Source organism: Stenotrophomonas sp. TWI602, assembly GCF_039674045.1.
In the GTDB taxonomy this organism is placed as follows: Bacteria; Pseudomonadota; Gammaproteobacteria; order Xanthomonadales; family Xanthomonadaceae; genus Stenotrophomonas.
This window is the reverse complement of record NZ_JBDJMT010000007.1, coordinates 33,736-59,128: the sequence shown is the minus strand read 5'-3', so window position 1 is coordinate 59,128 and position 25,393 is coordinate 33,736. Positions and strand designations below refer to the sequence as shown.

General features: G+C 67.3%; 23 protein-coding genes. 6 read left to right on the top strand and 17 right to left on the bottom strand.

Translation table 11 applies throughout. From position 1 onward, the window contains the following. Positions 1-3 precede the first annotated feature (3 nt). The 12 genes from ABE483_RS09435 to ABE483_RS09380 all read right to left on the bottom strand — a co-directional run bounded on the left by ABE483_RS09435 (position 4) and on the right by ABE483_RS09380 (position 10,525). The gene (locus ABE483_RS09435) at positions 4-993 is read right to left on the bottom strand and encodes an efflux RND transporter periplasmic adaptor subunit (RefSeq protein WP_313211903.1); all 990 of its coding nucleotides are present in this window, start codon (positions 991-993) and stop codon (positions 4-6) included. Then, positions 990-2,270 carry a TolC family protein gene (locus ABE483_RS09430; RefSeq protein ID WP_346481574.1) on the bottom strand — a complete coding sequence of 427 codons (1,281 nt, stop codon included), beginning with the start codon at positions 2,268-2,270 and terminating at the stop codon, positions 990-992. The genes ABE483_RS09435 and ABE483_RS09430 overlap by 4 nt, the downstream gene beginning before the upstream one ends. A 55-nt stretch (positions 2,271-2,325) precedes the next feature. Then, positions 2,326-2,706 (bottom strand): DUF2946 family protein, encoded by a 381-nt coding sequence (locus tag ABE483_RS09425; protein ID WP_313211905.1) that lies wholly within the window; start codon positions 2,704-2,706, stop codon positions 2,326-2,328. 99 nt (positions 2,707-2,805) lie between these two features. Next, positions 2,806-4,593, bottom strand: coding sequence for a DUF885 family protein (locus ABE483_RS09420; protein WP_346481573.1), 1,788 nt, complete (start codon positions 4,591-4,593; stop codon positions 2,806-2,808). Positions 4,594-4,766: 173 nt separating this feature from the next. Next, complete coding sequence (locus ABE483_RS09415) at positions 4,767-5,108, bottom strand: lipid-A-disaccharide synthase N-terminal domain-containing protein (RefSeq protein WP_088432293.1); 342 nt, start codon at positions 5,106-5,108, stop codon at positions 4,767-4,769. Continuing rightward, positions 5,108-5,830 carry a glycosyltransferase family 2 protein gene (locus ABE483_RS09410; protein ID WP_313211908.1) on the bottom strand — a complete coding sequence of 241 codons (723 nt, stop codon included), beginning with the start codon at positions 5,828-5,830 and terminating at the stop codon, positions 5,108-5,110. Before ABE483_RS09410 ends, ABE483_RS09415 begins: the two co-directional genes overlap by 1 nt. An 87-nt stretch (positions 5,831-5,917) precedes the next feature. Then, positions 5,918-6,883 (bottom strand): SDR family NAD(P)-dependent oxidoreductase, encoded by a 966-nt coding sequence (locus tag ABE483_RS09405; RefSeq protein ID WP_313211909.1) that lies wholly within the window; start codon positions 6,881-6,883, stop codon positions 5,918-5,920. An 87-nt stretch (positions 6,884-6,970) separates the two neighbouring features. Continuing rightward, a complete protein-coding gene (locus ABE483_RS09400) occupies positions 6,971-7,279 on the bottom strand; it encodes a helix-hairpin-helix domain-containing protein (protein ID WP_019185615.1) in 309 nt (102 codons plus the stop codon). A gap of 35 nt (positions 7,280-7,314) precedes the next feature. Next, positions 7,315-8,238 carry a ParB/RepB/Spo0J family partition protein gene (locus ABE483_RS09395; protein WP_313211910.1) on the bottom strand — a complete coding sequence of 308 codons (924 nt, stop codon included), beginning with the start codon at positions 8,236-8,238 and terminating at the stop codon, positions 7,315-7,317. Further along, positions 8,238-9,035 carry a ParA family protein gene (locus ABE483_RS09390; protein WP_019185613.1) on the bottom strand — a complete coding sequence of 266 codons (798 nt, stop codon included), beginning with the start codon at positions 9,033-9,035 and terminating at the stop codon, positions 8,238-8,240. The genes ABE483_RS09395 and ABE483_RS09390 overlap by 1 nt, the downstream gene beginning before the upstream one ends. Before the next feature lie 201 nt (positions 9,036-9,236). After that, positions 9,237-9,875, bottom strand: coding sequence for a 16S rRNA (guanine(527)-N(7))-methyltransferase RsmG (gene rsmG / locus ABE483_RS09385; protein ID WP_346481572.1), 639 nt, complete (start codon positions 9,873-9,875; stop codon positions 9,237-9,239). A 50-nt stretch (positions 9,876-9,925) separates the two neighbouring features. Then, entirely contained in the window at positions 9,926-10,525 is a 600-nt protein-coding gene (locus ABE483_RS09380) for a 4'-phosphopantetheinyl transferase superfamily protein (RefSeq protein ID WP_346464281.1), read from the bottom strand. 90 nt (positions 10,526-10,615) lie between these two features. Between ABE483_RS09380 and ABE483_RS09375 the strand changes: the two genes are divergently transcribed. Beyond that, entirely contained in the window at positions 10,616-10,867 is a 252-nt protein-coding gene (locus ABE483_RS09375; protein WP_123729793.1) for a GlsB/YeaQ/YmgE family stress response membrane protein, read from the top strand. A gap of 63 nt (positions 10,868-10,930) precedes the next feature. Here the strand turns inward: ABE483_RS09375 and xth are convergent, their stop codons facing one another. Continuing rightward, positions 10,931-11,698, bottom strand: coding sequence for an exodeoxyribonuclease III (xth, locus tag ABE483_RS09370; RefSeq protein WP_313211915.1), 768 nt, complete (start codon positions 11,696-11,698; stop codon positions 10,931-10,933). A gap of 258 nt (positions 11,699-11,956) precedes the next feature. Between xth and ABE483_RS09365 the strand changes: the two genes are divergently transcribed. Beyond that, positions 11,957-12,190 carry a hypothetical protein gene (locus tag ABE483_RS09365; protein WP_346464282.1) on the top strand — a complete coding sequence of 78 codons (234 nt, stop codon included), beginning with the start codon at positions 11,957-11,959 and terminating at the stop codon, positions 12,188-12,190. Positions 12,191-12,447: 257 nt separating this feature from the next. Further along, positions 12,448-12,963, top strand: coding sequence for a PH domain-containing protein (locus tag ABE483_RS09360; protein WP_346481571.1), 516 nt, complete (start codon positions 12,448-12,450; stop codon positions 12,961-12,963). Between the two features lie 22 nt (positions 12,964-12,985). Here ABE483_RS09360 and ABE483_RS09355 read toward each other — a convergent pair whose 3' ends face one another. The 3 genes from ABE483_RS09355 to ABE483_RS09345 form a co-directional block, all read right to left on the bottom strand. Beyond that, positions 12,986-14,401 carry a coniferyl aldehyde dehydrogenase gene (locus ABE483_RS09355; protein ID WP_346481570.1) on the bottom strand — a complete coding sequence of 472 codons (1,416 nt, stop codon included), beginning with the start codon at positions 14,399-14,401 and terminating at the stop codon, positions 12,986-12,988. A gap of 181 nt (positions 14,402-14,582) precedes the next feature. Then, positions 14,583-16,238, bottom strand: coding sequence for an MFS transporter (locus ABE483_RS09350; protein WP_346481569.1), 1,656 nt, complete (start codon positions 16,236-16,238; stop codon positions 14,583-14,585). Between the two features lie 66 nt (positions 16,239-16,304). Then, positions 16,305-17,732, bottom strand: coding sequence for a DcaP family trimeric outer membrane transporter (locus ABE483_RS09345; protein WP_346481568.1), 1,428 nt, complete (start codon positions 17,730-17,732; stop codon positions 16,305-16,307). 519 nt (positions 17,733-18,251) lie between these two features. Between ABE483_RS09345 and acs the strand changes: the two genes are divergently transcribed. The 3 genes from acs (at position 18,252) to ABE483_RS09330 (ending at position 21,913) form a co-directional block, all read left to right on the top strand. Further along, positions 18,252-20,195, top strand: coding sequence for an acetate--CoA ligase (acs, locus tag ABE483_RS09340; RefSeq protein ID WP_346481567.1), 1,944 nt, complete (start codon positions 18,252-18,254; stop codon positions 20,193-20,195). A 205-nt stretch (positions 20,196-20,400) separates the two neighbouring features. After that, positions 20,401-21,066 carry a response regulator transcription factor gene (locus tag ABE483_RS09335; protein ID WP_121040978.1) on the top strand — a complete coding sequence of 222 codons (666 nt, stop codon included), beginning with the start codon at positions 20,401-20,403 and terminating at the stop codon, positions 21,064-21,066. Between the two features lie 268 nt (positions 21,067-21,334). Further along, a complete protein-coding gene (locus ABE483_RS09330) occupies positions 21,335-21,913 on the top strand; it encodes a manganese efflux pump MntP family protein (protein WP_313211923.1) in 579 nt (192 codons plus the stop codon). A gap of 24 nt (positions 21,914-21,937) precedes the next feature. On the opposite strand, the gene ABE483_RS09325 is transcribed toward ABE483_RS09330, so the two are convergent. Further along, positions 21,938-25,387: a PAS domain-containing hybrid sensor histidine kinase/response regulator gene (locus tag ABE483_RS09325; protein WP_152152054.1), complete on the bottom strand. Its 3,450-nt coding sequence runs from the start codon at positions 25,385-25,387 to the stop codon at positions 21,938-21,940. Positions 25,388-25,393: the final 6 nt, after the last annotated feature.

Below are 25,393 nucleotides of genomic sequence, written 5' to 3'. Positions count from 1 at the left end.
GCATCAATGTTCATGCGATGCCCCTGCCTTGCCGATGTCGGCCTTGACCACGTAGCTCTGCTCGACCACGACGTCTTCGCCGACGGCCAGGCCACTGAGCACTTCGACCTTGCCGGCATCGCGCGCCCCCAGGGTCACCGCACGCGCGGTGTAGGTGTCCCCTTCGCGCACGAACACCACGTCTTTGCCGTCCATCGTCTGCAGCGCGCTCAACGGCACCACCTGCGCGGCCGGCGTGGTGGCCACCACGATGCGCGCCTTGACGGCCGCACCGGGCCGCCATTGGCCGTCGTCGTTGCGCAGCGTGGCGCGCGCGACCGTGCTCTGGCTGGCGGTCGCGGTGCCGGGCAGCACGCGTTCCAGCGTGGTGGCCTGGCTGACGCCGTCGGTCATGCGTGACACGGTGACCGGCACGCCGGCGGTGATGTGCTGGGTGTCGTTGCCGAAGATATGCAGGTCCACCCACAACGTGGACAGATCACCGATCTCGAACAACGGCGTGCCCTCGCCTGCCACCCCACCGACCTGCGCCTGGCGCGCGAGCACCACGCCACCGATCGGTGCGGTCACGGTGTAGGTGGTGAGGCTGAGGTTGCTCTCGATGCTGGCCACTACCTGACCGGCGCGCACGCGGTCGCCCACATTGGCGCGCAGCGAACGGATCGGGCCGGGAAAGCGCGCCATCACCTGGGCAACGCGGCCATCGACCGGGGTCAGCAGCCCCTGCACATCGTGTTCGTCGGCGATGGTGCCGGCGACGACAGGTGCCACGCGGATGCCCGCCTGTTCGGCCATGGCCGCGGCGATGGTGGTGCGTTCCGGGGCGTCGTGATCGTCGTGGTCATCGTCGTGCCCAGCCTCACCATGGCCGGCGTCCTCGTCGGCCGCGTTGGCCGGCGCCGCAGCGGGCTCAGCGCCGCCGCAGCCGGTGAGCGCCATCAGCGCGATCAACAGGCTGGCGGCCAGCGCGGTACGGGTCTGGGAAAGGGTCATCGGCGGTCCTCCGTGGACACGGTGTCGGTGGCGGCGACCATGCTCTGGCCGGTCAGGCGCTGGAGTTCGATCAGGGCGGTCTGTGCGGCGATGGCCGCGTCGAGCTGGCGCTGGCGTGCGTCGATCCGCATCGCCTGCAGCTGGGCCCATTCCATGTAACTGATCGCGCCGGCACGCCAGGCCTTCTCGGCTGCGTTCTCGGCACGCTGCAGCTGCGGCAGCACGTCGCGCGCCATGCGGGTCACTTCCAGCCGCGAGGTCAGGTAGCGGCCATGCGCTTCGGCAAGGGTGGCGTACAGCTGCAGCGCGCGCGCGTCGCGCTCCACGCTGTTGAGCGCCAGTTCGGCCTCGGCCGCACGGATCTCCGGGTCGGCACGGCGCACGCTGCCCAGCGGCAGGCTGAAACCGGCGACCAGGGAGGTGTCGCGGGTATCGCGCGAATTGCGCACGCCCACCTGCCAGCTGACATCGGGCCGTGCCTGGGTGCGGGCCAGCTGCACCTGCGCTTCGCGGATGCGACGCTCACCGGCCAGCACCGCCAGTTCCGGGGTGCGCTGCAGTTCCTCGGCGAGCACGGCGAAGTCCTGCAGCGCGGGCAGCTGCATGGGGTCGCCGGTGACCACGTCGAAACCGGGCTCACGCTGGCGCCACAGTGCGGACAGCGCCGCACGCGCGGACTGATCCATCTGCCGGGCGCGATCGCGGTCCAGCTCGGCCTGGGCCTGCATCGCCTGCGCGGTCAGCAGCACCGACTCGGGCGAGGCACCGGCCTGCAGGCGCAGTCGCGCGGCGGCGACGGCGCGCCGGCGCTGCTCGATATCGGTCTCGGCGATGCGCAGCTGCTGGCGCGCGTCGGTCACTGCCAGATAGCGGCGGGCGACCTCGGCCATCAGATCCAGCCGCGCGGTTTCGCGCTGCGGGGCCAGGCTGTCCAGATTGGCCTGGGCCACGGCGCGGCGGGCATCCAGCTTGCCGCCGCGTTCCAGCACGCCGGCCAGGGTGACGGTGACTTCGGCGGCATCGAAGCCACGGGTGTCACCGCTGCCGAGTGCGTTCTCCAGCTCCACGCCAAGGGTCAGCGGGGGCGACAGGCCGGCCGCGTCACGGCGGGCTTCCCACACCGGGCGCTGCGCCTGCGCCAGGCGCAGGTCGGGGTGGTACTGGGCGACGCGCGCGATGGCGTCGTCGAGGGTCAACGGTGCAGCAGGTGTCGTGCCCTGTGCGTACACGCACGGCACGAACGCAATGGCAGCCAAGGCTGCCAGACGCATCCACATGGGAGTCTCCAGAAAGCGATCAGAGGGCAAACGGCGGCCGCGCGGCCGCAGGGCATCAGATCGCTATCGGAGGACGCAGCAGGTTCTCGGGCGGTTGGGTGCGCAGTTGCGCGATCAACCCGGCAGGGACGCCGTGGCTGGGCGCGGCGGGCAGGCTCCAGGCCATCGCGGCCATCGGCAGCACGCCGCCGTGGCCATGGCAGTGGCCGCAATGCACCAGGGCATGCAGCCAGTCTTCGTTGCCGTCGTCATCGCCCGGTACATCGGCGGCGGCGTCATCCAGGCTGCCATGCACGTCGCTGCTGTCCGCATGCACGCTCAGGTGGATATCGGCCAGGGCCGAGGCCAGCGAGCTGCCGAACACGCCCACACCGACCACCACCAGCATCAGCAGGCGGAGCAGCAGGGACGGACGCGGGCGGGCACGACGGAACATGGCCCGCAGGGTAGCCGGGCGTGAAGCCGTTACACAATCGCAGCCCGGCCGCTTGGTTCACGTTGGCCGGGGCCGGCGCGATGGCCGGCCCCGCGCACCTCAGCTGGCCGCAGCCTTGCGCTGGGCGATGAAGGCCTGGATCTGTTCCTCCAGGACCGGCAACGGCACCGAGCCCTGGCTGAGCACCGCGTCGTGGAAGGCCTTGACGTCGAAGCGGTCGCCCAGCTCCTGCTCGGCCTGCGCGCGCAGGCGCACGATCGCGATCTCTCCGAGCTTGTAGCTCAGCGCCTGGCCCGGCCAGGAAATGTAGCGATCCACTTCGGTGGTCACTTCGTGCTCGCTCAGCGCGGTGTGGTCGCGCAGGTAGGACAGCGCCTGCTCGCGGGTCCAGCCCTTGTGGTGTACGCCGGTATCGATCACCAGGCGCGCGGCACGCCACATCTCGTAGGTCAGGCGGCCGAAATCCTCGTACGGGGTTTCGTAGATGCCCATCTCCACGCCGAGCTTCTCGCAGTACAGGCCCCAGCCTTCGCCGTAGGCGGAGATGTAGTTGTTGCGGCGGAACGCGGGCTGCTCACCCTGCTCTGCCGCCAGCGCGCCCTGCAGGGCATGGCCCGGATCGGACTCGTGCAGGGTCAGCGCGGGAAGGTTGTACAGCGGCCGCGCCGGCAGGTTGTAGGTGTTGAGCCAGTAGGTGCCCATGCCACCGCGGCCGGCGGTCCAGAACGGGGCGATGTCCGGCGGCACCGGCACGATGGTGAAGCGCGCACGCGGCAGCGTCATGTACTTGCCGATCACGCCATCCACGCGCTTGGAGATCCACGCCGCACGATGCAGCAGCTCATCCGGGGTCTTGGCGTAGAACTGCGGATCGGTACGCAGGAAGGTCAAGAACTCGGCGAAGCTGCCCTTGAACTCGACCTGCTGGATGATGCCGTTCATCTCGGCCTGGATACGTGCGACTTCCTTCAGGCCGATCTCGTGGATCTGCTGCGGGGTCAGGTCCAGCGTGGTGTATTCGTGGATCTGCTGCTTGTAGTACGCCTTGCCGCCCGGCATCGCCTCGGCGGCCAGGGTGGTGCGCGCCTGCGGGACGTACTCGCTGACGAAGAAGGTGCGCAACTTGCCGAACGCCGGCACCACGCTGCCGCCGATGGCCTGGCGGGCCTGTTCCTGCAGCTGCGCCTGCTCGGCGGCCGGGATGCTGGCCGGCAGCTTCTTGAACGGCGCGTACAGCGGCGACTGGGTCGGGTCCTTCAGTTCGGACACGGTGGCGATCGAGACCTCGCGGCCATCGAGCACTGCACGCGGCACGCTGAAGCCGCGCTTGAGGCCGGCACGCATGTTCTCGGTCTGCTGCTCGAAGTAGCGCGGCACATCGTTCAGACGCGCGATGTAGTTGCGATAGTCCTGCACGGTCTTCATCTCGCGCCGGGCCATGAAGGACAGGTTGGACCAGAACGAGGAGTCCGCGTTGAACGGCATTTCGTAGGCGCGCAGGCGGACATCGGCAGCCAGGTTGAACACCTGGTCGCGGTAGATCGCGTAGTTGATGCGGTTCTCGGCCGAGAGTGCCTGGGTGTCGACCTTGTCCAGCTGCGCCAGGACGTCGTCCCAGACCTTCAACCGGCCCTGCTGCGCGGCGGCGCCGACATCGGGCATGCGGGTGGCGTTGGCCGGGCCGTCACCGTCTTCGCTGGCCTCACCGCCGCCGGCTTCGCGCCAGGCCCATTCCTTCTCGTAGATGGCACGGAACTGCGCGTCGGCAGGGCTTTCAGTGGCCAGGCTGGCCGGGGCGGCAGCCGGGGCGGCCGGAGGCGCAGCCAGGGCAGTGCCGGCGGGAAGGGCCAGGGCGAGCAGCAGCGCAGCAACGAGCGGTGATTTCACGGTCAAGGGTTCCCGAGGGACGGCAAACCCCGATCATGGCACCCGGCGAAGGGGCCGCGCATGGATCAAAGGTCCTGCCCGCGTCGCGGGCAGGACCGGGGACCGGCCGCAGGCTGGGACCCCAGCGCCGAAGGCGCGAGGTAGCCAGCGACCGTGGGTCGGTGGGCACGCCCTCAATGCGCCGCCTTGTCCCGCTTCCAACCACGGTGCGCGATATCCAGCTTCAGGCTGTACAACGCGGTGAAGGCCGGAAACAGGTTCTGCAGCACGCCCACCGAGTCCTGCTTGGCCGAGAACAGGAAGTAGCTCAGCGTCATCAGGCTGCCGACCACGCTCATGTACCAGAACAGGCGCGGGATCACCGGCTTGCCGGCGCGGCGCGAGGCCACGAACTGGACCAGCCAGCGCCCGCCGAACATCAGTGCGCCGGTGTAGCCGATCAGCTTCCAGCCGGTGACGTGCAGGCCGGTCCAGTACAGCCAGGTCAACGGCTGGTCGAGCCAGTGCAGTTCCATCAGCGTTCTTCCACGGCGGTGCGCTTGCTGCGCGTGATCAGCCAGGCGACCCCGCGCAGGTCGCGGATGCCGACCAGGGCGCGGCCGAGGTTGTTGTACTTGGATACGCCCGCGGTGCGATGCCGATGATTGACCGGCACGCTGATGGTCTTCCAGCCGGCACGCTGCATCAGCGCCGGCAGGTAGCGGTGCATGTGGTCGAAATACGGCAGGTCCATGAACGCGGCACGCTCGAACAGCTTGATGCCGCAGCCGGTATCGGGCGTGTCGTCGCGCAGCATGCGCGCGCGGATCGCGTTGGCCCACTTGCTGGCCCAGCGCTTGCTGCCCGAATCCTGGCGATTGACGCGCCACCCAGCGAACAGCTTTACCTCGCTGGCGGCGGCAGCGCGCGCGGCGAGCAGCCCGGGGATGTCGGCCGGATCGTTCTGGCCGTCACCGTCCAGGGTGGCGATCCACGGCGCGCGCGCGTGCTTGACGCCGTTGCGCACCGCGGTGCTCTGCCCGCTCTGGGTGACATGGTGCAGCACCCGCAGTTCCGAGGTGGTGGCCTTCAGGGCCTGCAGCACCGCCAGGGTGTCGTCGCGCGAATGGTCGTCGACATAGACGATTTCGAACTCGATCCGTCCGCGCAGCGCGGTGGTGATCTCGTGGATCAGGGGCGTGACGTTGTCGCGTTCATTGAAGACCGGGACGACGACCGACAACTGGGGTTGGCTCATGGTCGGACTCTGCGAATGGCCAGGATCGAAAAAGAGCGCGCATTTTCCGCACCCGAGGTTATCCGAAGATGAATGGGTCCGCGTGTGTCAGGCGTGAGCACCGAAATAATCGCGGCACCAGGCCACCACCGGCGGCAGACCGCGCTCGATCGGCATGGCCGGCGCGTAGCCGAACGCGTCATGCGCCCGCGTGGTATCGGCCATGGTGCGGACCATGTCGCCCGGCTGCATCGGCTTGTAGACCTTCTGCGCTGGACGTCCGGCGGCGGCCTCGATGACACCGATGAAGTGCTCCAGCTCGATCGGCGTGTGATTGCCGAGATTGAAGACGCGATGCGGAACGACCTCGCTGGACGGATGCGCCAGCGCGCCGAGGATACCGTCCACGATGTCGGAGACATGTGTGAAGTCGCGCTGCATTTTTCCGTCGTTGAACACGTCGATCGGGCGGCCGGCCAGCACCGCGCGCGAGAACAGCAGCGGTGCCATGTCCGGGCGGCCCCACGGGCCATACACGGTGAAGAAGCGCAGGCCGGTGGCATGCAGGCCGAACAGCTGGGCGTAGGTGTAGGCCATCAGCTCGTTGGCGGCCTTGGTCGCGGCGTACAGCGAGCGCGGCTTGTCGATGCGCTGGTCTTCGGAGAACGGCGGGGTCGCCGAATCGCCGTACACCGAGCTGCTCGAGGCATACACCAGATGGGCCACGCCGCGATGGCGGCACAGCTCCAGCATGTTGACGAAGCCGGTCAGGTTGCTGTCGACGTAGGCATGCGGGTTCTCCAGCGAGTAACGCACGCCGGCCTGTGCGGCCAGATGGATGACCCGGGTCGGCTGGACCTCGTCGAACAGCGCGGCCAGGCCGTCGCGGTCGGTCAGGTCGAGCACGCGGATGTCGGCGTCCGGGCACAGCGCGGCCACGCGATCGCGCTTGATCTGCGGATCGTAGTAGTCGTTGTAGTTGTCCAGGCCGACGACGCGCTCACCGCGCGCGAGCAGGGCCTTGCAGGTGTTGGCACCGATGAAACCGGCTGCGCCGGTCACGAGAATCGTCATGGGGTCCGTCCGTCATACTTGCCACGTATCAATACAGTGCTTTCCCGGGACGCCCGCGTGGCGTTGCACACGTCCCGATGGTCCGCTTCACCAGAGGCTGAGCGGCGCTTCCTTGGCCAGGGTGGCCTTGCGTTCCTTGCTGAAATCCCACCACGGTCGCGGCGCTTCGCCCTGCATGAAACGCAGCACCGACAGAAATACATCGATCACACAGGGGTCGTGCATCACCCCGGTGCGCAGACACAGCTGCGCGTACATGTCGTAGGCATCGCGGCCGCGCAGATGCGCTGGCACGCGGATGCCGATCAGACGGAGATCTTTCTCACAGGCCGGCCCGACATTCGGCAGGTCGGTCAGACGCAACAGATGGTTGCGGTCGACCTTGGTGGGGTTCATTGGTTGGGGGAAATCCTCTGACGCCTGCGGGGGACTCAGCCCTTCTGTGCGCGAAGTCGGTCGAGCACGCCATCCAGCGTGTCCAGGTCGGTGTAATGGATGATCAGCTTGCCCTTGCCGCCACGGCCATGGGCAATCGCCACGCGGGCGCCCAGCGACTCGGACAACTCGGTTTCCAGCGACGCGATATCGGCCTGCGGCGCGGCGGCGGTGGGCTTCTTGCGCAGCGCGCCGGGCACTTTGCCAGCAGCGAACTGCTGCGCGCGGTGTTCCACTTCGCGCACCGACCAGCCCTGGTCGGCCGCTTCCTGGGCCAGCTTGCTGGCCAGTTCCGGCGCCAGGGTGAGCAGCGCGCGGGCATGGCCCATTTCCAGCCGGCGGGTTTCCAGCAGCAGGCGGATCGCGATCGGCAGCTCCAGCAGGCGCAGCAGGTTGGACACCGCCGCACGCGAGCGGCCAACGGCCTGGGCGGCCTCGGCATGGGTCAGGGCGAACTCGCTGATCAGCCGCTGCAGCGCTTCGGCTTCCTCAAGCGGGTTGAGGTCTTCGCGCTGGATGTTCTCGATCAGCGCCATCGCGATGACGGTGCGGTCTTCCAGCTCGCGCACCACCACCGGCACTTCGTCCAGGCCGGCCAGCTGCGAAGCGCGCCAACGGCGTTCGCCGGCCACGATCTCGAAACTGTCCGGGCCCAGCTGGCGGACCAGGATCGGCTGGATCACGCCCTGCGCCTTGATCGACTCGGCCAGCTCGGCAAGCTTGGTCTCGTCCATGTCGCGGCGCGGCTGGTACTTGCCCGGCTGCAGATGGCCGACCGGCAGCTTGCGCAGGCGTTCGCCCGGCAGCGGTTCGACCACGGCCGCCGCCTGCACCTGTGTCACCGCCCCCTTGGGCCCCAACAGCGCGTCGAGGCCGCGGCCGAGGCCGCGTTTCTTGCCGAGGGCAGGCTTGGTGCTCATCAGGCGGTCTCCATGGCCTTGTCGGCCTTCTTGCGTTGGTTGTTGCGACGGATGATCTCGCCGGCCAGGCCGAGATAGGCAACGCCACCGCGCGAGGCACGGTCGTACCCGACGATGCTCTGGCCATGGCTGGGTGCCTCGGCCAGGCGCACGTTGCGCGGCACGATGGTGCGGAACACCTGCTCGCCGAAGTGCTCGGTCAGCTCGGCCGACACGGCATTGGCCAGGTTGTTGCGCACATCGAACATGGTCCGCAGCACGCCCTCGATCTCCAGCGCGGGATTGAGGTTGGCACGCAGTGCTTCGATGGTTTCCACCAGCGCGCTCAGGCCTTCCAGCGCGTAGTACTCGCACTGCATCGGCACGATCACCGAATCGGCGGCGGCCAGTGCGTTGAGCGTCAGCAGCGACAGCGCCGGCGGGCAGTCGATCAGGATGTAGTCGTATTCGTCGCGGATAGGGGCCAGCGCGCGCTTGAGGCGCTGCTCGCGCTCGCTCTGGTCCATCAGCTGGATCTCGGCGGCGGTCAGGTCGATGTTGCCCGGGAGCAGGTCGAAGCCTTCCGGGGTCTTGACCCGGACCTCGGCCGCAGTGCTTTCGCCCAGCAGCAGATCACAGGTGGACGCGGCGACTTCACGCTTGTCCACGCCGCTGCCCATGGTCGCATTGCCTTGGGAATCGAGGTCGACAAGAAGCACGCGCTTGGGTGCAGCAGCCAGGGAGGCGGCCAGATTGACGGCTGTCGTGGTCTTGCCGACGCCACCTTTCTGGTTGGCGATGGCGATGATGCGGGCCATGCGGGTGAGCCTCATCGGCAGGGAGTGGGACTGGTCATTATGCGTATATGGGGCGTGTCATGCACTGTGAGATGCGCGGAAGGCACGCGCCGCAATACCGCAGCGACGCCCACGGGCATGCCGATGGCGCCGCGTGGGGCCACCGCGGGAGGGCGCCGGGACGACGCTGGGGCGGGCGATGCGGGCGCGGGAGTCACCGGCTCACGGGCCGGTGACCACCACCAGATGGCGCTCGCCGGTCAATCCAGGGACGCTCAACGGCAGCACCTGTTCGACCGACCAACCGGCCGGCAGCTGCGCGATCTCGTCGTGCGGGTACACGCCTTTCATCGCCAGCAGGCGGCCGCCCGGGCGCAACAGGTGCCCACCGACCCGGATGATCCCGGCCAGGGTGTCCATCGCGCGCGCGGTCAGATGGTCATAGGCGGCCGGTTCGGCCAGCGCCTCGGCGCGCGACTCGGCTACGCGGGCGTTGCCCAGGCCCAGCTGGCGCACGGCCTCGCGCATGAAGCGGGCCTTCTTGCCATTGCTTTCGACCAGGGTCACCTGCAGCTGCGGGCGTGCGATGGCCAGCGGGATGCCCGGCAGCCCGGGGCCGGTGCCCAGATCGGCAAGGTTGCCGGTCTCCAGGAACGGCTGCATCGCCAGCGAATCGAGCAGATGGCGGGTCACCATCTCCAGCGGATCGCGGATGGCCGTCAGGTTGTACGTCCGGTTCCAGCGGTCGAGCAGGGTCAGGTAGGTCAGCAGCGGCGGTGCCAGCGCGGCGTCCAGCTGCATGGCGGCCAGGCCGCGCTCAAGCGCGTCGGCCACGCCAGCGGGGAGGGTGTGTTCTGTCATGGCACCATTATCGCAGGTCGGTAGAGCCGACCGTTGGTCGGCGCCCCATCTCACATCGCATGCCAGGCCAGCGCCGCCCGGAAATCATCGGCTGCCTGCCACTCATGCAGGTGCCAGCGCTCGGCCGGCCCCAGTTCCGGATCGCACCAGGCCAGATGCAGGCCACCGTCGATGCCGGGCGCGAGCTGCAGCCGGTGCAGACCGAAGGAGATGCCCTGCCCCTGCGCCTTCAACAGCGCTTCCTTGGCGCACCACACGCGGAAGAACCAATGGTTGCGGGCGTTCTCGTCCAGCGATTCCAGCCAGGCGATCTCGGCCGGGTGGAAGAAGCGCTGCACGATGTCCAGCATCCGTGGCCTCGGGCGCAGCGGCTCCAGGTCCACGCCGAGGCGGACGCCTTCACCGAGGGCGACCAGCAGCTGCCCATGGCTGTGGCTCCAGCCGGTCCCGATATGCGCCAACGGGCCATGCAGCTCTGGCCGGCCGCGCGGGTCGCGCTGCAACGGCACGTCCTCCGGCGCCCCGCCCAGCTGCTCGGCCAGCAGCACCCGGGCCTGGGGCTCGCCCCGGGTGCCCGGCACATGCGGCAGGCGCCAGACCGTGACCGGGCCGAAGCGCCAAGGGCCGTCCAGCGTCGCCGGCAGGGTCATGCCACGGCTCCGCCATCGCGGCTGCACGACGATTTCACAGGGTGTGCCGTCCACTGCAGGGGTTGCAACCGCACAGAGGGAGTCAACGTTATGGGCATCATCATCTGGTTGATCGTCGGCGGCATCGTGGGCTGGCTTGCCAGCATCATCATGAAGCGGGACGCGCAGCAAGGCATCATCCTCAACATCGTGGTCGGCATCGTCGGCGCATTGCTGGCCGGTTGGCTGTTCGGCGGTGGCATCAATGAAGCGATCACCATCCGCACGTTCCTGTTCTCGTTGATCGGCGCAGTGATCCTGCTCGCGATCGTGAATCTGTTTACGCGCAGGAACGTGCGGTAACGAACGCACGTACAAGGTTTGATCGACAAGGCCCGGCACTGCCGGGCCTTGTTGTTTCCGCGGTCAGCCCAACTGCACCCAGGCCGGGGCATGGTCGCTGGGGCGCTCCCAGGTGCGCGGCTCACGGTCGATGCCCGAGGCCAGCGCGCGCGCCTTGAGCGCGTCGGAGACCAGGGTCAGGTCGATGCGCAGGCCCAGGTTGCGCCGGAAGCCGGCCGCCCGGTAGTCCCACCAGCTGAACACGCCCTCTTCCTCGCTGTGCAGGCGGAAGGCATCGTGCAGGCCGAGCTGCAGCAGCTTGTTCAGGGCGCCGCGCTCGGCGGTGGAGGTCAGGATGTGGTTCTCGTTCCAGACCAGCGGGTCGTGCACGTCGCGGGCATCGGGCGCGATGTTGAAGTCACCCATCACCACCAGCTCCGGGTACTTCGCCAGCTCGGCTTCGACCCAGGCATGCACGGCCTCCAGCCAGCGCAGCTTGTAGGCGTACTTGTCGGTGCCCACGTCCTGGCCGTTGACCACGTACAGGTTGATGATGCGCACGCCGTTGACGGTGCCGGCGATGGCGCGCTTCTGCTCATCCTCGAAGCCGGGGATGCCGATCTGCACGTCCTGCGCCGGTTCCCGCGAGAGCAGCGCGACGCCGTTGTAGGTCTTCTGCCCGGCAAACACGCTGCGGTAGCCCAGCCCGGCCAGCACCGCGTCGGGGAACTTGTGGTCCTCCATCTTGGTTTCCTGGATGCCGACCACGTCCGGCGCGAACGCCGTGAGCCATTGTTCCAGGTGCGGCAGGCGCACGTTGAGCGAGTTGACGTTCCAGGAGGCGATTTTCATGCGCGCCATTCTACCGGTAGCCACCGACCGTTGGTCGGTGGAGCCGGTAGTGCCGGCCGCTGGCCGGCAGCCTCTCGCATCCGGGCACGCAGATTTTTGCCGCACGCCTGCGTCTCCCGCTAGGCTCTGGCCCACCCCCGCTAGCGCAGATATCCCATGAACGCAGATGCCTTCGTAGCAAAATGGTACGCGGAGAAAGCGAACCTGCTCGCCATGGCATGGACCCCAGGCACGGCGTGCGCAGCAAGGATTGCCGCGATGGACCTGTCGTCCGAGCAGACCCAGCTGTTGCGGGAGATGCTCGACGTCTTCACCACCGACACCCTCTACACCCTGCTGCTCGGGTTGGATGGCAGCGCCGCGCTGGGCGGCGACCAGCGCCACTACACCCTGCTGGACGAGGACGGTTCGGTGATTGCCAAGGAAGGCGATCTTGAAGCTGCGGCCTATGCGTGGTTCCACGAAGGCCCATCGTCGCAGCCGGGGCGTTGAGGGTGCTTTGCGCCACATGACGTGATTGATCCGCAGCGCCACTCGCCAGCGGAGGCGCCGGGGCCAGCGGCGCAACACATTGTCCAGTGGGCAAGGGGATATCACGCTGCAATTGTTGCCGATGACTCGGAGTTCTGTAGGTGCTTTCGCACATGAAAGCGAGGAGCTTCCCCACTTGCATCGCTGTCGACTGGAGGAAGATTCTCGACATGTCGCCCCGTGACTACCGCCTATACCTGCAGGAGCTCCGACGCCCCATGCCCACTGAATTCGCGATCCACGCGTTGAATTACAAGACACTCGCTGCGGTGCTGCTGATCGGGGTCGTCCCGCTGCTGTTGGTCGGCATGGCGGTCTACTTCCTCGGGAAGGACAGAATGTCCCGGTTGGCCGCGCTCGGCGCCACCTCTCTGGCCGTCATCATCGGCCTGCTTGGCGTCTGGCAACTCAGCGCGATCCGACTGACCGCGGACGCCACGACCCTGACCGTCGGCGGCGGCGCGTATTCCGTTTCAGTTCCGATGGCACAGATCGATCATGCCGGTGCACGACGGCGGCTGCCCGGCAGCGATGACACTGCGTTGGGTCTACGCACCCATGGCATCGGCATGCCAGGCCTTTCATTGGGGTGGTTCCGCACCGGCAAGGGGAAGGCATTCGCAGCAGTGACCGATCCAGCGAAGGTGGTGATCCTGCCGACGACGGCCGGTTACACGCTGCTGGTATCCCCGGAGGATCCCGACGCGTTCCTGGCCGCGCTCAGGCGTCTGTAGCGGGCGTCCATGCCGGCGGCCCTCACCGCACCATCGCCTTCAACATCCCGGCGATCTTCGAATACGGCGGCTTGAGCAGATCGCTGGCCGCCCAACGTGACTGCCACAGGATCGGCAGCTGCTTGCTCATCGCATCGAAACCGGCGCGCGCGTGGTACGCGCCCATGCCACTCGGGCCGACCCCGCCGAACGGCAGGCCATTGACCGCGAAATGCAGCAGGGTGTCGTTGACGGTGACGCCGCCGGCCACGACCTGCACCAGCACCCGTTCCACCTGCGCACGTTCGTGACTGAAAACGTACAGCGCCAACGGGCGGTCACGGGACTGCACCTCTGCGATGGCGGCATCCAGATCCGGATACGCGCAGACCGGCAGGATCGGACCGAAGATCTCTTCGCGCATCAGCGCCAGGTCCGCCGGCGGATCGAGCACGATGGTCGGCACGATCAGCCGCTCGCGCTGCGCACGCTCGGGATCGACCGTCGCCAGTTCGATCACCGGCACGCCCCGCGCGCGGGCTTCATCGAGATAGCCACGCAGGCGCTGGTACTGGCCGTCGTGGATGATCCGGGTGTAATCGGCGGTGTCACTGAAATCGCCGTAGCGCGCCTGCACCTGGGTCTGCAGCTGCTGCACCAGCTCGCGCTGGCGATGGCCGTCGATCAGCACGTAGTCCGGCGCGATGCAGGTCTGGCCGGCATTGAAGAACTTGCCGGTGGCCAGGCGCGCGGCGGCCTTCTCCAGCGGGTAGTCGCTGCAGACAATGGCCGGGGATTTGCCGCCCAGCTCCAGCGTGAGCGGGGTCAGGTGCTCGGCGGCGGCCGCCATGACCTTGCGGCCGACGGTGGTGGAGCCGGTGAACACCAGATGGTCCAGCGGCGAGCCGGCCAGGGCGCTGGCGAGGTTTCCATCGCCCTGCACGACCGCCACGCGATCGGAAGGGAACACGTCAGCCAACAGCGAGTACAGGAATGCGCTGGTGCGGGGCGTGTGCTCGGACGGCTTGAGGATCACGTGGTTGCCGGCGGCGATCGCGGTGGCCAGCGGAATCAGCGCCAGGTTGACCGGGTAGTTCCAAGGCGAGATCACCCCGACCACGCCCAGCGGCACCGGGCGGGTCTGTGCGCGCGCCGGCCAGAACCGCCAGCCGACACCGACCCGGCGCGGCCGCATCCAGCCGCGCAGATGGCCGCACAGGTGGTCGATGTCGCCGAGCACGGTCATGCCATCGGCGATCAGTGATTCGTGGGTGGAGCGGTGGCCGAAATCGGCCGAGATCGCCGCGGCCATGTCCGGCAGACGTGCCTTGAGGGCGGCGCGCAGGCGCTGCAGGTCGTCGCGGCGCTGTTCCAGCGTCGGGCGGTTGGCCTGCCAGGCGGTACGCAGGGTCTGCAGGATCGCGGGAAGCGCGGCGGGATCGGTGTGGGCATCGCTCATGGGCCGACTATAGCGGGACGCAGCGTGAGCGCGGGTCAGGGTAGTGCCGGCCGCTGGCCGGCAGGCTCGCACGCGTGCCCGTCGATTGATCGGGAGCCGGCCAGCGGCCGGCACTACCCAGGACACAAAAAAGGGCCGCGATTCGCATCGCGGCCCCTTGGTCATACCGTGTGGCGCACCGTTACTTGGTGATGTCCACATCCTTGGTTTCATGCAGGAACAGGCCGCCGACCACGACCGTCATCAACGCGATGATGATCGGGTACCACAGGCCGTAGTAGAGGTTGCCGGTACCGGCCACCAGCGCGAAGGAAATCGCCGGCAGGAAGCCACCGAACCAGCCGTTGCCGATGTGGTACGGCAGCGACATCGAGGTGTAGCGGATACGCGTCGGGAACAGCTCGACCAGGTAGGCGGCGATCGGGCCGTAGACCATCGTCACGTACAGCACCAGCAGCCACAGCATGAAGATCGTGCCGGGGATGTTGATGCGCGCATTGTCAGCCTTGGCCGGGTAACCGGCGGCACCCAACGCACCCTTGAGCTCTCCGCCGAAGGCATCGCCCTTGGCCTTGAGTTCTTCCTTGGTCAGGCCTGCAGCCTCGTAGGAGGTCACGGCGGTGGCCCCGACGTTGACCGTCGCCAGTGTACCGGCCGGTGCCGGCTTCACTTCATAGGGCACACCGGCTTTGGTCAGGGCCGCGGTGGCCACGTCGCAGGAGCTGGTGAACTTGCGCAGGCCGACCGGATCGAACTGGAACGAGCAGGTGTTCGGGTCGGCATTGACCAGCGCCGGCGAGTTGGTGCGGGCTTCTTCGATGGCCGGGTTGGCGAAGTGGGTCAGGCCCTTGAAGATCGGGATGTAGGTGATGGCGGCCAACAGACAGCCGGCCAGGATGATCTTCTTGCGGCCGATACGGTCGGACAGCCAGCCGAAGAAGATGAAGAACGGCACGCCCAGCGCCAGCGCTGCGGCGATCAGCAGGTAGGAGGTGGTGGCGTCGACCTTGAGCATGCTGCTCAGGAAGAACAGCGCGTAGAACTGGCCGCCGTACCACACCACGGCCTGGCCGGCTGCGGCGCCGAGCAGGACCAGCAGCATCAGCTTGAGGTTGCCGTCCTTGAGGCTGTCACGGAACGGGGTCTTGGAGCCCTTGCCTTCGGCCTTCATCTGCTGGAACAGCGGGGATTCGCTCAGCTGCAGGCGGATCCACACCGAAATGCCCAGCAGCACGATCGAGACCAGGAACGGAATACGCCAGCCCCAGGCTTCGAACGCTTCATTGCCCAGGAAGTAGCGGCAGGCCAGGATGATCAGCAGCGACATGAACAGGCCGAGCGTCGCGGTGCACTGGATGAAGCTGGTGTACAGGCCACGCTTGTCGGCCGGTGCATGCTCGGCGACGTAGGTTGCCGCGCCACCGTATTCGCCACCCATCGCCAGGCCCTGGGCCAGACGCAGGATGATCAGGATCACCGGGGCGGCGAAGCCGATCGAGGCGTAGTTGGGCAGCACGCCGACCAGGAAGGTCGAGATGCCCATGATCAGGATCGTGACCAGGAAGGTGTACTTGCGGCCGATACGGTCGCCGAGGCTGCCGAAGAAGGCCGCGCCGAACGGGCGCACGAAGAAGCCGGCCGCGAACGCCAGCAGGGCGAAGATCATGCCGGTGGTTTCATTGACACCGCTGAAGAACTGCTTGGCAATGATCGCGGCGAGCGAGCCGTACAGGAAGAAGTCGTACCACTCGAAGACGGTACCCAGGCTGGACGCGAAGATGACCTTCTTGTGTCCCTGGGTAAGTTGGGCTTTCGCCGGTGCAGGTGTTGTTGACATGGGACGCTTCCCCTCCGAAGCAATCGTGGTGTTGTGCCGGCTGTTCACCGGCAATCGTTTTTTCTTTTAGAAGCTGTACTTCGTGGTGAACTGCAGGCGGCTGATATCGCCCTTGCGGCCATCCTCGATCTCGCGCACGCCGTACATCAGCTCGGCGCCGACATCGACCTTGGGCATCGGCGTATAGAACACGTTGCCGCGGATGCTCTGCACGCTCTTGGTGACCAGCGGGCCGAGGCTGCCGTCGTTGTCGTAATCGCTGCGCGCATAGATCAGGTTGGTGCGCAGCTTCGGAGTGAAGGCGTGGCGCCAGCCGACGTAGCCGGCCAGCACGCCGGTCGGGTTGAGTTCGTCGCGGGCGATGTCATACGCGGTATCGGCGGTGACGCCCAGGCCGATGTAGCGCGCGATGCCTTCACCGCCGGTGACCTGGTAGTGCAGCGTATCGGTCGGGCCCATCACCCACTTGCCGCCCAGGGTCAGGCCGCCGGCGATCTTGTCCACATCGGCGCCGGTGGTCTGGTTGTCGACCTTCAGCTGACGGACCACGCCGCCCACGCCGAAGGTGCCCCAGTCACCCTTCCAGCCATAACGCAGGGTCAGATCCGGCAGCGCGCCGCGATCGGAGTTGCTGGCCACGTTGGTCCACGCGCCGGTGACCGGGTTGCGGGTGCCGGTGAGCAGCGTGGTTTCCGGGTTTTCCAGCGCGACGCTGAAGCCGCCCTGGGTGTAGCGGATCTGTGCCTGGCGCACGAAGATCACACCATCGGTCGGGCCGACGAAGTCCGCCGCTTCCGGCAGCGACGCGGCGTCCATGAAGTTCGACCAGGTCTGGCCGGCCATCCAGTTGTTCCAGTACATGTAGGCGTGACGCAGGGTCGCACCGTAGGTATTGGTCGCGGTCTGGTTGCCCAGTGAGTTGCCGAAGAAGTCCATCTCGAAGAACGCACCGGACTTGTTGCCGGCCTCGCTGACATTGTCGATGCCAAGATTGAAGCGCGAGAACTTGGCGTGGGCGTTGTAGTCCACGTCCGAACGCTTGCCGCTGCCGCCGGCACCGGCCACCGGGGTCTGGCCCGGCAGGTACAGCGCGCGACCGGTGGCATCGTCGGCCAGCTGACCGTCGCCGGTCTGGGTGGCGAGGAAATCGGCCTTGATGAAGCCGCCGATCTTGACCGTGGTCCCCGGCGCGGCGCCCGGGGTGATGGTGGTGACCTGGATCGGCTGCTTGCCGGCCGGCACGGTGGCCGCCACCGGTTGCTGCGCCTGCACGGTGCGCACCGCGGTGACATCGGTCTGGGCCTGGCTGATCTGGACCTGCTGTTGCTGCTGGTTGTTCAGCAGCAGCTGGACCTGGCGCTCCAGTTCCACGACGCGGGCTTCCAGTGCTTTCTCTTTTGCGGTTTCGGCGAACGCCATGCCTGGCGCGATCAATGCGACGAACATGGCGGCGGCCAACGGCCGGCGTGTCGTCCTCAGCAAACGGTGGCTCATGTTGCCCTCTCTCCCGGGTGGCAAGGTGATGCCGCGCATGGGGCACGGTCGAGCCGAGGGTGCGGCGGGTTGACGCACCGAAGCTATTGGCCATTAGTCGTACTCGCCCCAGCGGGGCGAGTACGACCCGGGCGCCGGCAGGCGGCCGGCAGGTGCCGAAGGCACCGTGTAGGTACCGACCGTTGGTCGGTACGCAGTGCCTCACGACCAACGGTCGTGAGCTACCGGGGCGAATGGCCGTGAGCCTCACGACCAACGGTCGTGAGCTACCGGGGCGAACGGCCGTGTGCCTCACGACCAACGGTCGTGGGCTACCGGGGCGAATGGCCGTGAGCCTCACGACCAGCGGTCGTGGGCTACCGGGGTCAACGGCCATGTCATATCGGGGTGGTCGGCGTTCGACCATGGTCTAACCACCCCGATACCGCGCAGACGGGTGGATGCGGCAAACTGAGGGGGAGAGGTCGCCACTTATGTTGCGACCGCACAACCCCAAGTCAACGTGCAAGTGAGGGTGCCATGGCTGATCTTTACCCCGTCGACGCCGCGTTCGCCGCGGCATCGCGGATCGACAAGAACACGTACCAGCAGCTCTACCGCGAATCGGTGGAGCATCCGGATGCCTTCTGGGGCAAGGCCGCCGAGCGCCTGGACTGGTTCAAGAAACCGACCCGCATCAAGAACGTCAGCTACCAGCTCGACGATTTCCGCATCAAGTGGTTCGAAGACGGCGAACTCAACGCCAGCGTCAACTGCCTGGATCGCCAGCTCGACAAACGCGGCGACAAGATCGCCCTGCTGTTCGAACCGGACAGCCCCGATGCACCGTCCCAGGGTGTCACCTATCGCGAGCTGTATGAGCGCACCTGCCGCCTCGGCAACGCGCTGCGCAACCTCGGCGTCAAGAAGGGCGACCGGGTCACCATCTACCTGCCGATGATCGTCGACGCCGCGGTGGCCATGCTGGCCTGCGCGCGTATCGGTGCGATCCACTCGGTGGTGTTCGGCGGCTTTGCCCCGAACTCGATCGCCGACCGCGTCATCGACTGCGGCAGCAAGCTGATCATCACCGCCGACGAAGGTCTGCGCGGTGGCAAGAAGATTCCGCTCAAGGCCAACGTCGATGCGGCGCTGAAGCTGCCCGGCACCACCACCGTGGAAACGGTGCTGGTGGTCCGCCACACCGGCGGCGCGGTGGACATGCAGGCCCCGCGCGACCGCTGGTTCCACGACGTGGTGGATCCGCAGCCGACGCAGTGCGAGCCCGAGCGCATGAACGCCGAGGATCCGCTGTTCATCCTCTACACCTCCGGCTCCACCGGCAAGCCCAAGGGCGTGCTGCACACCACCGGCGGTTACCTGCTGTACGCGGCCTACACCCATGAAGCGGTGTTCGACCTGCGCGAGGACGACATCTACTGGTGCACCGCCGATGTCGGCTGGGTCACCGGCCACAGCTACATCGTGTACGGTCCGCTGGCCAATGGCGCGACCTCGGTGATGTTCGAAGGCGTGCCGAACTTCCCGAACACCTCGCGGTTCTGGGAAGTGATCGACAAGCACCAGGTCACCATCTTCTACACCGCCCCCACCGCGATCCGCGCGTTGATGCGCGAAGGCGATGCACCGGTCAAGCGTACCTCGCGCAGTTCGCTGCGCCTGCTCGGCAGTGTCGGCGAGCCGATCAATCCGGAAGCGTGGCGCTGGTACTACGAAGTGGTCGGCGACAGTCGCTGCCCGATCGTGGATACCTGGTGGCAGACCGAAACCGGCGGCATCCTGATTTCCCCGCTGCCGGGCGCGGTCGATCTCAAGCCGGGCTCGGCCACCCTGCCCTTCTTCGGCGTGCAGCCGGCGCTGGTCAATGCCGATGGCGAGATCCAGGAGGGGGCCACCGAAGGCAACCTGATCATCCGCGATTCGTGGCCGGGCCAGATGCGCACCGTCTACGGCGACCATCAGCGCTTCATCGATACCTACTTCCGCACCTACCCGGGCAGCTACTTCACCGGCGACGGCTGCCGTCGTGACGAGGATGGCTACTACTGGATCACCGGCCGCGTGGACGATGTGATCAACGTTTCCGGCCACCGCATCGGCACCGCCGAGGTGGAAAGCGCGCTGGTCTCGCACCCGAAGGTGGCCGAAGCGGCCGTGGTCGGCTTCCCGCACGACATCAAGGGCCAGGGCATCTATGCCTACGTGACCCTGATCGCCGACGAGACGCCGAGCGATGCACTGCACAAGGAGCTGGTGGCCTGGGTGCGCAAGGAGATCGGTCCGATCGCCGCGCCCGACCATCTGCAGTGGGCACCGGGCCTGCCCAAGACGCGCTCGGGCAAGATCATGCGCCGCATCCTGCGCAAGATCGCCGAGAACGCCCCGGACCAGCTCGGCGACACCTCGACCCTGGCCGATCCGTCGGTCGTGGCCTCGCTGGTGGAAGAACGCAAAGTGAAGTGAAGTAACCCTTCACCGTGCAGGCGCAGGATGGGGCCGCGTCATCGCCTTCGCGCTGTCGCTCCCACGATCCGCAAGCGGATCGTGGGCCCCGCCTCACCAGCACCCACACCCCGCCGCTTCGCGGCCGCCCCCTGACTCAGGGGGCTGTCATCTCGATAGACCTTTTCGTTGCGTCGCTGCACGCCTCCGCAACATGGCCCCCACCATGACGACCCTCCTGATTGCCGATGACCATCCGCTGTTCCGCGAAGCCCTTCGCGGGGCCGTGCAACGCGTCATCCCCGGCGTGCAGCTGTACGAAGCGGACAGCGTGGAAGCGCTGTACCAGCTGGCCGACCAGCACACCGACGCCGACCTGGTCCTGATGGACCTCAACATGCCCGGTGCGCAGGGCTTCAACGCGCTCGTGCATATGCGTGCCCTGCACCCGCAGCTGCCGGTGGTGGTGGTGTCCGCACGCGAAGAGCCGACGGTGATGCGCCGCGCGCTCGACCATGGCGCCTTCGGCTTCATCCCCAAATCCGCCGATTCGGACACGATCGGCCATGCACTGGGCACCATCCTGGATGGTGAGACCTGGGCACCGCCGGAAGCGCACAACGTGCCCCAGACCGGGCGCGAGGAACGCGAGATCGGCCAGCGCCTGCGCGAGCTGACCCCGCAGCAGTTCCGGGTATTGCAGATGCTCGGCGCCGGCCGCCTCAACAAGCAGATCGCCTACGACCTCAATGTCTCCGAAGCGACGATCAAAGCCCACGTCACCGCGATCCTGCGCAAGCTCGGTGTCACCAACCGCACCCAGGCGGTGCTGATGGCCGGCAAGCTGGCCATCGACGACGAACAGATCGTGTTGCCGCCGGAAGAAGAGTAGGCGTTATAGCCGGAGCTATGAATTCCAGCGTGACCTGCGCAATTCGCGGCAAACGCTCCACGCCGCGGGCCCGGTGCTAAGCTTCGCGTCCCCTTGGGGAGTAGCCGGATTCCTGCTGAAGGAATCGCCCGTATCAACATACTCGGCCAGTGCGCCGTGGTGCGGGCAACCATCTTGGTTGGCGAGACCAGCGGTCCGCGTGCGCAACGACAGGTTGGGCGCGTCCGCGGTCCGTTGCTCGCTCTCGCCCGACCTGTCGCGTATCCCAATGTCCCCCATTTCGATCCTGCTGATCGGCTTTGCCATGTCCACCGATGCCTTCGCTGCTGCCATCGGCAAGGGCGCGGCCATGCGCAAGCCACGCTTTTCCGACGCCTTGCGCGCCGGCCTGATTTTCGGTGTCATCGAAGGCATCACGCCGGTGATCGGCTGGCTGCTCGGCCGCGCTGCGCTGGCGTATGTGGAGGCCTTCGATCACTGGATCGCGTTCGGCCTGCTCGGTGCGCTGGGCGTGCACATGATCATCAACGGCCTGCGCCCCGACGAGGGCGGCGACGAGGAAGACACCAGCAAGCACCATGGCTTCTGGCGCCTGGCAATGACCGGCTTCGCCACCAGCATCGATGCGATGGCAGTCGGCATCGGCCTGGCCTTCCTCGACGTGCATATCGGTGTGATGGCGCTGATCATCGGCCTGTGCACGCTCACGATGGTGACCGCCGGCATCATGCTCGGCCGCGTGCTGGGCGGCATGGTCGGCAAGCGCGCCGAGATCATCGGCGGCCTGATCCTGATCATCATCGGCTCGACCATCCTGTACGAACATCTCAGCGGCGCCGTGGCCTGACCGGCGGTCACGCCCGCCCCACGGCTAGAGATCGCCGCGGGTGTCGTGGAAGGCGGCCAGGAAGGCCCGCAGGGAGGCCGGCTTGATCGGTTTGGTCAACAACCGATAGCCGCGGTCACGCGCCATCCGCTTGAGCTCGTCGCGGCCGTCGGCGGTGAGCAGCGCCCCCGGAATCGCACGCCCGGCCTTCTGGCCCAGCGCCACCAAGGTATCCAGCCCGTCCAGGCGGTCATGCAGGTGGTAATCCACCAACATCACGTCCGGCCGTTCGACCACTTTCTCCAGTGCCTGGTCGACGGTGCTGGCGGTGATCACCTGCACCTGCCAACGGCCCAGCAGCGCCCGCATGCCATCCAGGATTTCCTGATCGTTATCCACGCACAGCACGCGCATGCCGGCCAGGGAATCGGCGCGGGTGACCGGGCTCGGTGCCGGCGGTGCTTCTGCGGTCGGCAAGGCCGGGGCCGCCACGAGGGGCAGCAGGATCGAGAACATGCTGCCGCTGCCGACCCGGCTGCGGGCGTTGAGGCGGTGATCGAGCAGGCGCGAGATACGCTGGCAGATCGACAGGCCCAGCCCCAGGCCCTGCTCGCCCCAGTCGAACGGCTGCTGGTAGCGATGGAACTCATCGAAGATCTGCTGCATGTGGTGTTCGGGAATGCCCGGGCCGGTATCCCATACCTGCAGTTCCACTTCCGGCCCGCGATGGCGCACCGCCAGCACGATGCGGCCCTGGCGCGTGTAGCGCAGCGCATTGGCCAGGAAGTTCTGCAGCACGCGGCGCAGCAGGCGGCGATCGCTGCGCACCCAGGCCGGCCGCGCGAACAGATCCATGCGCAACCCACGGCCGGCTGCGACGGGCGAGTACTGCGCCGCCAGCTCGCGCATCAGCAGGCTGACATCGAAATCGCCGATCACCGGATGCAGGCCACCGGCATCCAGACGGGAGACATCCAGCAGGCCATCCAGCAGTTCCTCGGCTGCACGCAACGAGGCATCCACGCGCTCGGCCAGATGCCGTTGCTCTTCGTTGTTGTGGTGGCTCTCACGCAGCGCTGAAGCGAACAGACGGGCAGCATTGAGCGGCTGCAGCACGTCGTGGCTGATCGCGGCCAGGAAGCGCGTCTTGGACTGCTGGGCCACTTCGGCTTCATGCGAGCGCTCGGCCACGCGCTGCTCCAGCGTTTCGTTGGCTTCCAGCAGCGCGCGCTCGGCGTGCTTGTAGTCGGTGATGTCGTTGTAACTGGTGACGTAGCCACCGCCGGGCAGCGCCTGCCCGCGCATCTCGATCACCTTGCCGTCGCTGCGGGTGCGCTCGAAGATGTGCGGCGAGCCGGCTCGCATGTAGCCGATGCGGCGGTTGATCTGCAGCTCGATGTCACCCTCGCCGAGCTCACCGCGCTCGGCGTTGTAGCGGATCAGGTCGGCGACCGGCCGGCCCACGTAGAGCATCCCGTCGGGGTACCCGAACATCTGCTGGTAGCGGCGGTTCCAGGCGGTCAGGCGCATGTCCGGATCGACCACGCTGACCCCCGCGCTGATGTTCTCCAGGGTGGTGGAGAGAATCTCGCGGTTGAAGCGCAGTTCCTGGCCTGCCTCGTCGAGCACCGCCACCACTTCGCCCAGGTCCATGCCCGAACCGCGCAGCAGACTGGTCAGCAGCAGGCGGGCCGACGCCGCGCCGATCGAGGCCGCCAGCAGGCGCTCGGTGAACTGCACCCAGGCACGGTCCGCCGGCGCGGAGGCCTGCAGCTCGCGGTCCATGGACTGCGCCTGCTCGAAGAACGATCGACGGGCATGACGGTCGCCCACCACGCGCGAGGCCAGCGCCAACAGGTCACCGACATGCACGTTGCCCGGCCATGCACCGGCCACCGATGGGCGCTGCGCGTAGGGATCCAGGAACGGCGCCGCACGCAGGCGTTCATCCACGCCCGGGCGCCAGCGCACCGAGACCAGCACCATCGCCGCGACATTGACCAGCAGCGACCAGAACGTGCCGTGCGTCAGCGGGTCCCAGCCGCTCATGCCGAACAGGTGCTGCGGCTGCAGCCAGCCGATCCCGAACGGGCCCTGCACCAGCCAGGCCGACGACATCCAGCCGGCCTGGGTCAGCGCCGGCAACAGCAGCGTGTATACCCAGGTGCCGAAGCCGAGCAGCATGCCGACTTCGACGCCGCGGCGGCTGGCGCCGCGCCAGTACAGCCCGCCGATCAGCCCCGGGGCGAACTGCGCGACTGCGGCGAAGGCCATCAGGCCGTAGGAAGCCAGGGTACTGTCGTTGCTGCTGCCGCGGTAATAGCTGTAGGCCACCAGCGCCAGCAGCAGGATCGCGGTGCGGCGAATCCACAACACGCGCGAAGCGACATCCGCCGCCTCTTGATGATCGCCACTGCGGCGCAGCAGGACCGGCATCACCAGATCGTTGCTGACCATGGTCGCCAGCGCGATGGAGGCCACGATGACCATGCCGGTCGCGGCCGAGAAGCCGCCGACATAGGCGACCAGCGCCAGGAACTTGCGGCCTTCGGCGAGCGGCAGGGCCAGCACCATGCTGTCGTCGGCGACGCTGCCACCGGTGCCGAACAGGGTCACGCCGGCGGTGGCGATCGGAATCACCATCGCCGAGATGATCACCAGGTAGGCCCCGAACATCCAGCGCGCGCGGCGGATATCACGCACATCGCCACACTCGACCACCGCCACATGGAACTGGCGCGGCAGGCAGATGATGGCCAGGAAACTCAGCAGCGTCTGGGAAATGAACCCGACCGGTGGCAAGCCGGTGAACAGCGTATGCGCCGACTCGATCACCGCATCGGTGCGGTCGTTGAGCCACAGGTAGGCGAACAGGCCCAGCGCGACCATCGCGATCAGCTTGATCATCGATTCCAGCGCGATCGCCAGCATCATGCCGTGGTGGTGCTCGGTGGCATCCACCTGGCGGGTACCGAACAGCGTGGCGAACAGCGCCATCAGCAACGCCACGTACAACGCGGGATCCGTGAAGAAGCCAGTCGGGCCGACGTTGCCGGTCAGCACCTGCAGGCTCATCGCGACGGCTTTGTACTGCAGGGCCAGGTACGGCACGATGCCGATCAACGCGATCACCGCCACCAGTGCGGCCAGGCGGCGCGAGCGGCCGAACCGCGAGGAGATGAAATCGGCGATGGAGACCACGTTCTGGCTGCGTGCGATCAGCGCCAGGCGCTCGATGATCCGCCAGCCGAACACCCACAGCAGCAGGGGCCCCAGGTAGATCGGCAGGTAGCCGATGCCATTGCGCACCGCCGTGCCGACCGCACCGTAGAACGTCCATGACGAGCAGTACACCGCCAGCGCCAGGCTGTAGACCACCGGGCGCAACCACGGTCGATCCGGGTACATCGGGCGACGGTCACCCCACCACGCCACGCCGAACAGCAGCGCGGCATAGGCCACTGACACCAACAGCAGGATCCAGCTGGAGACCACGCGGGT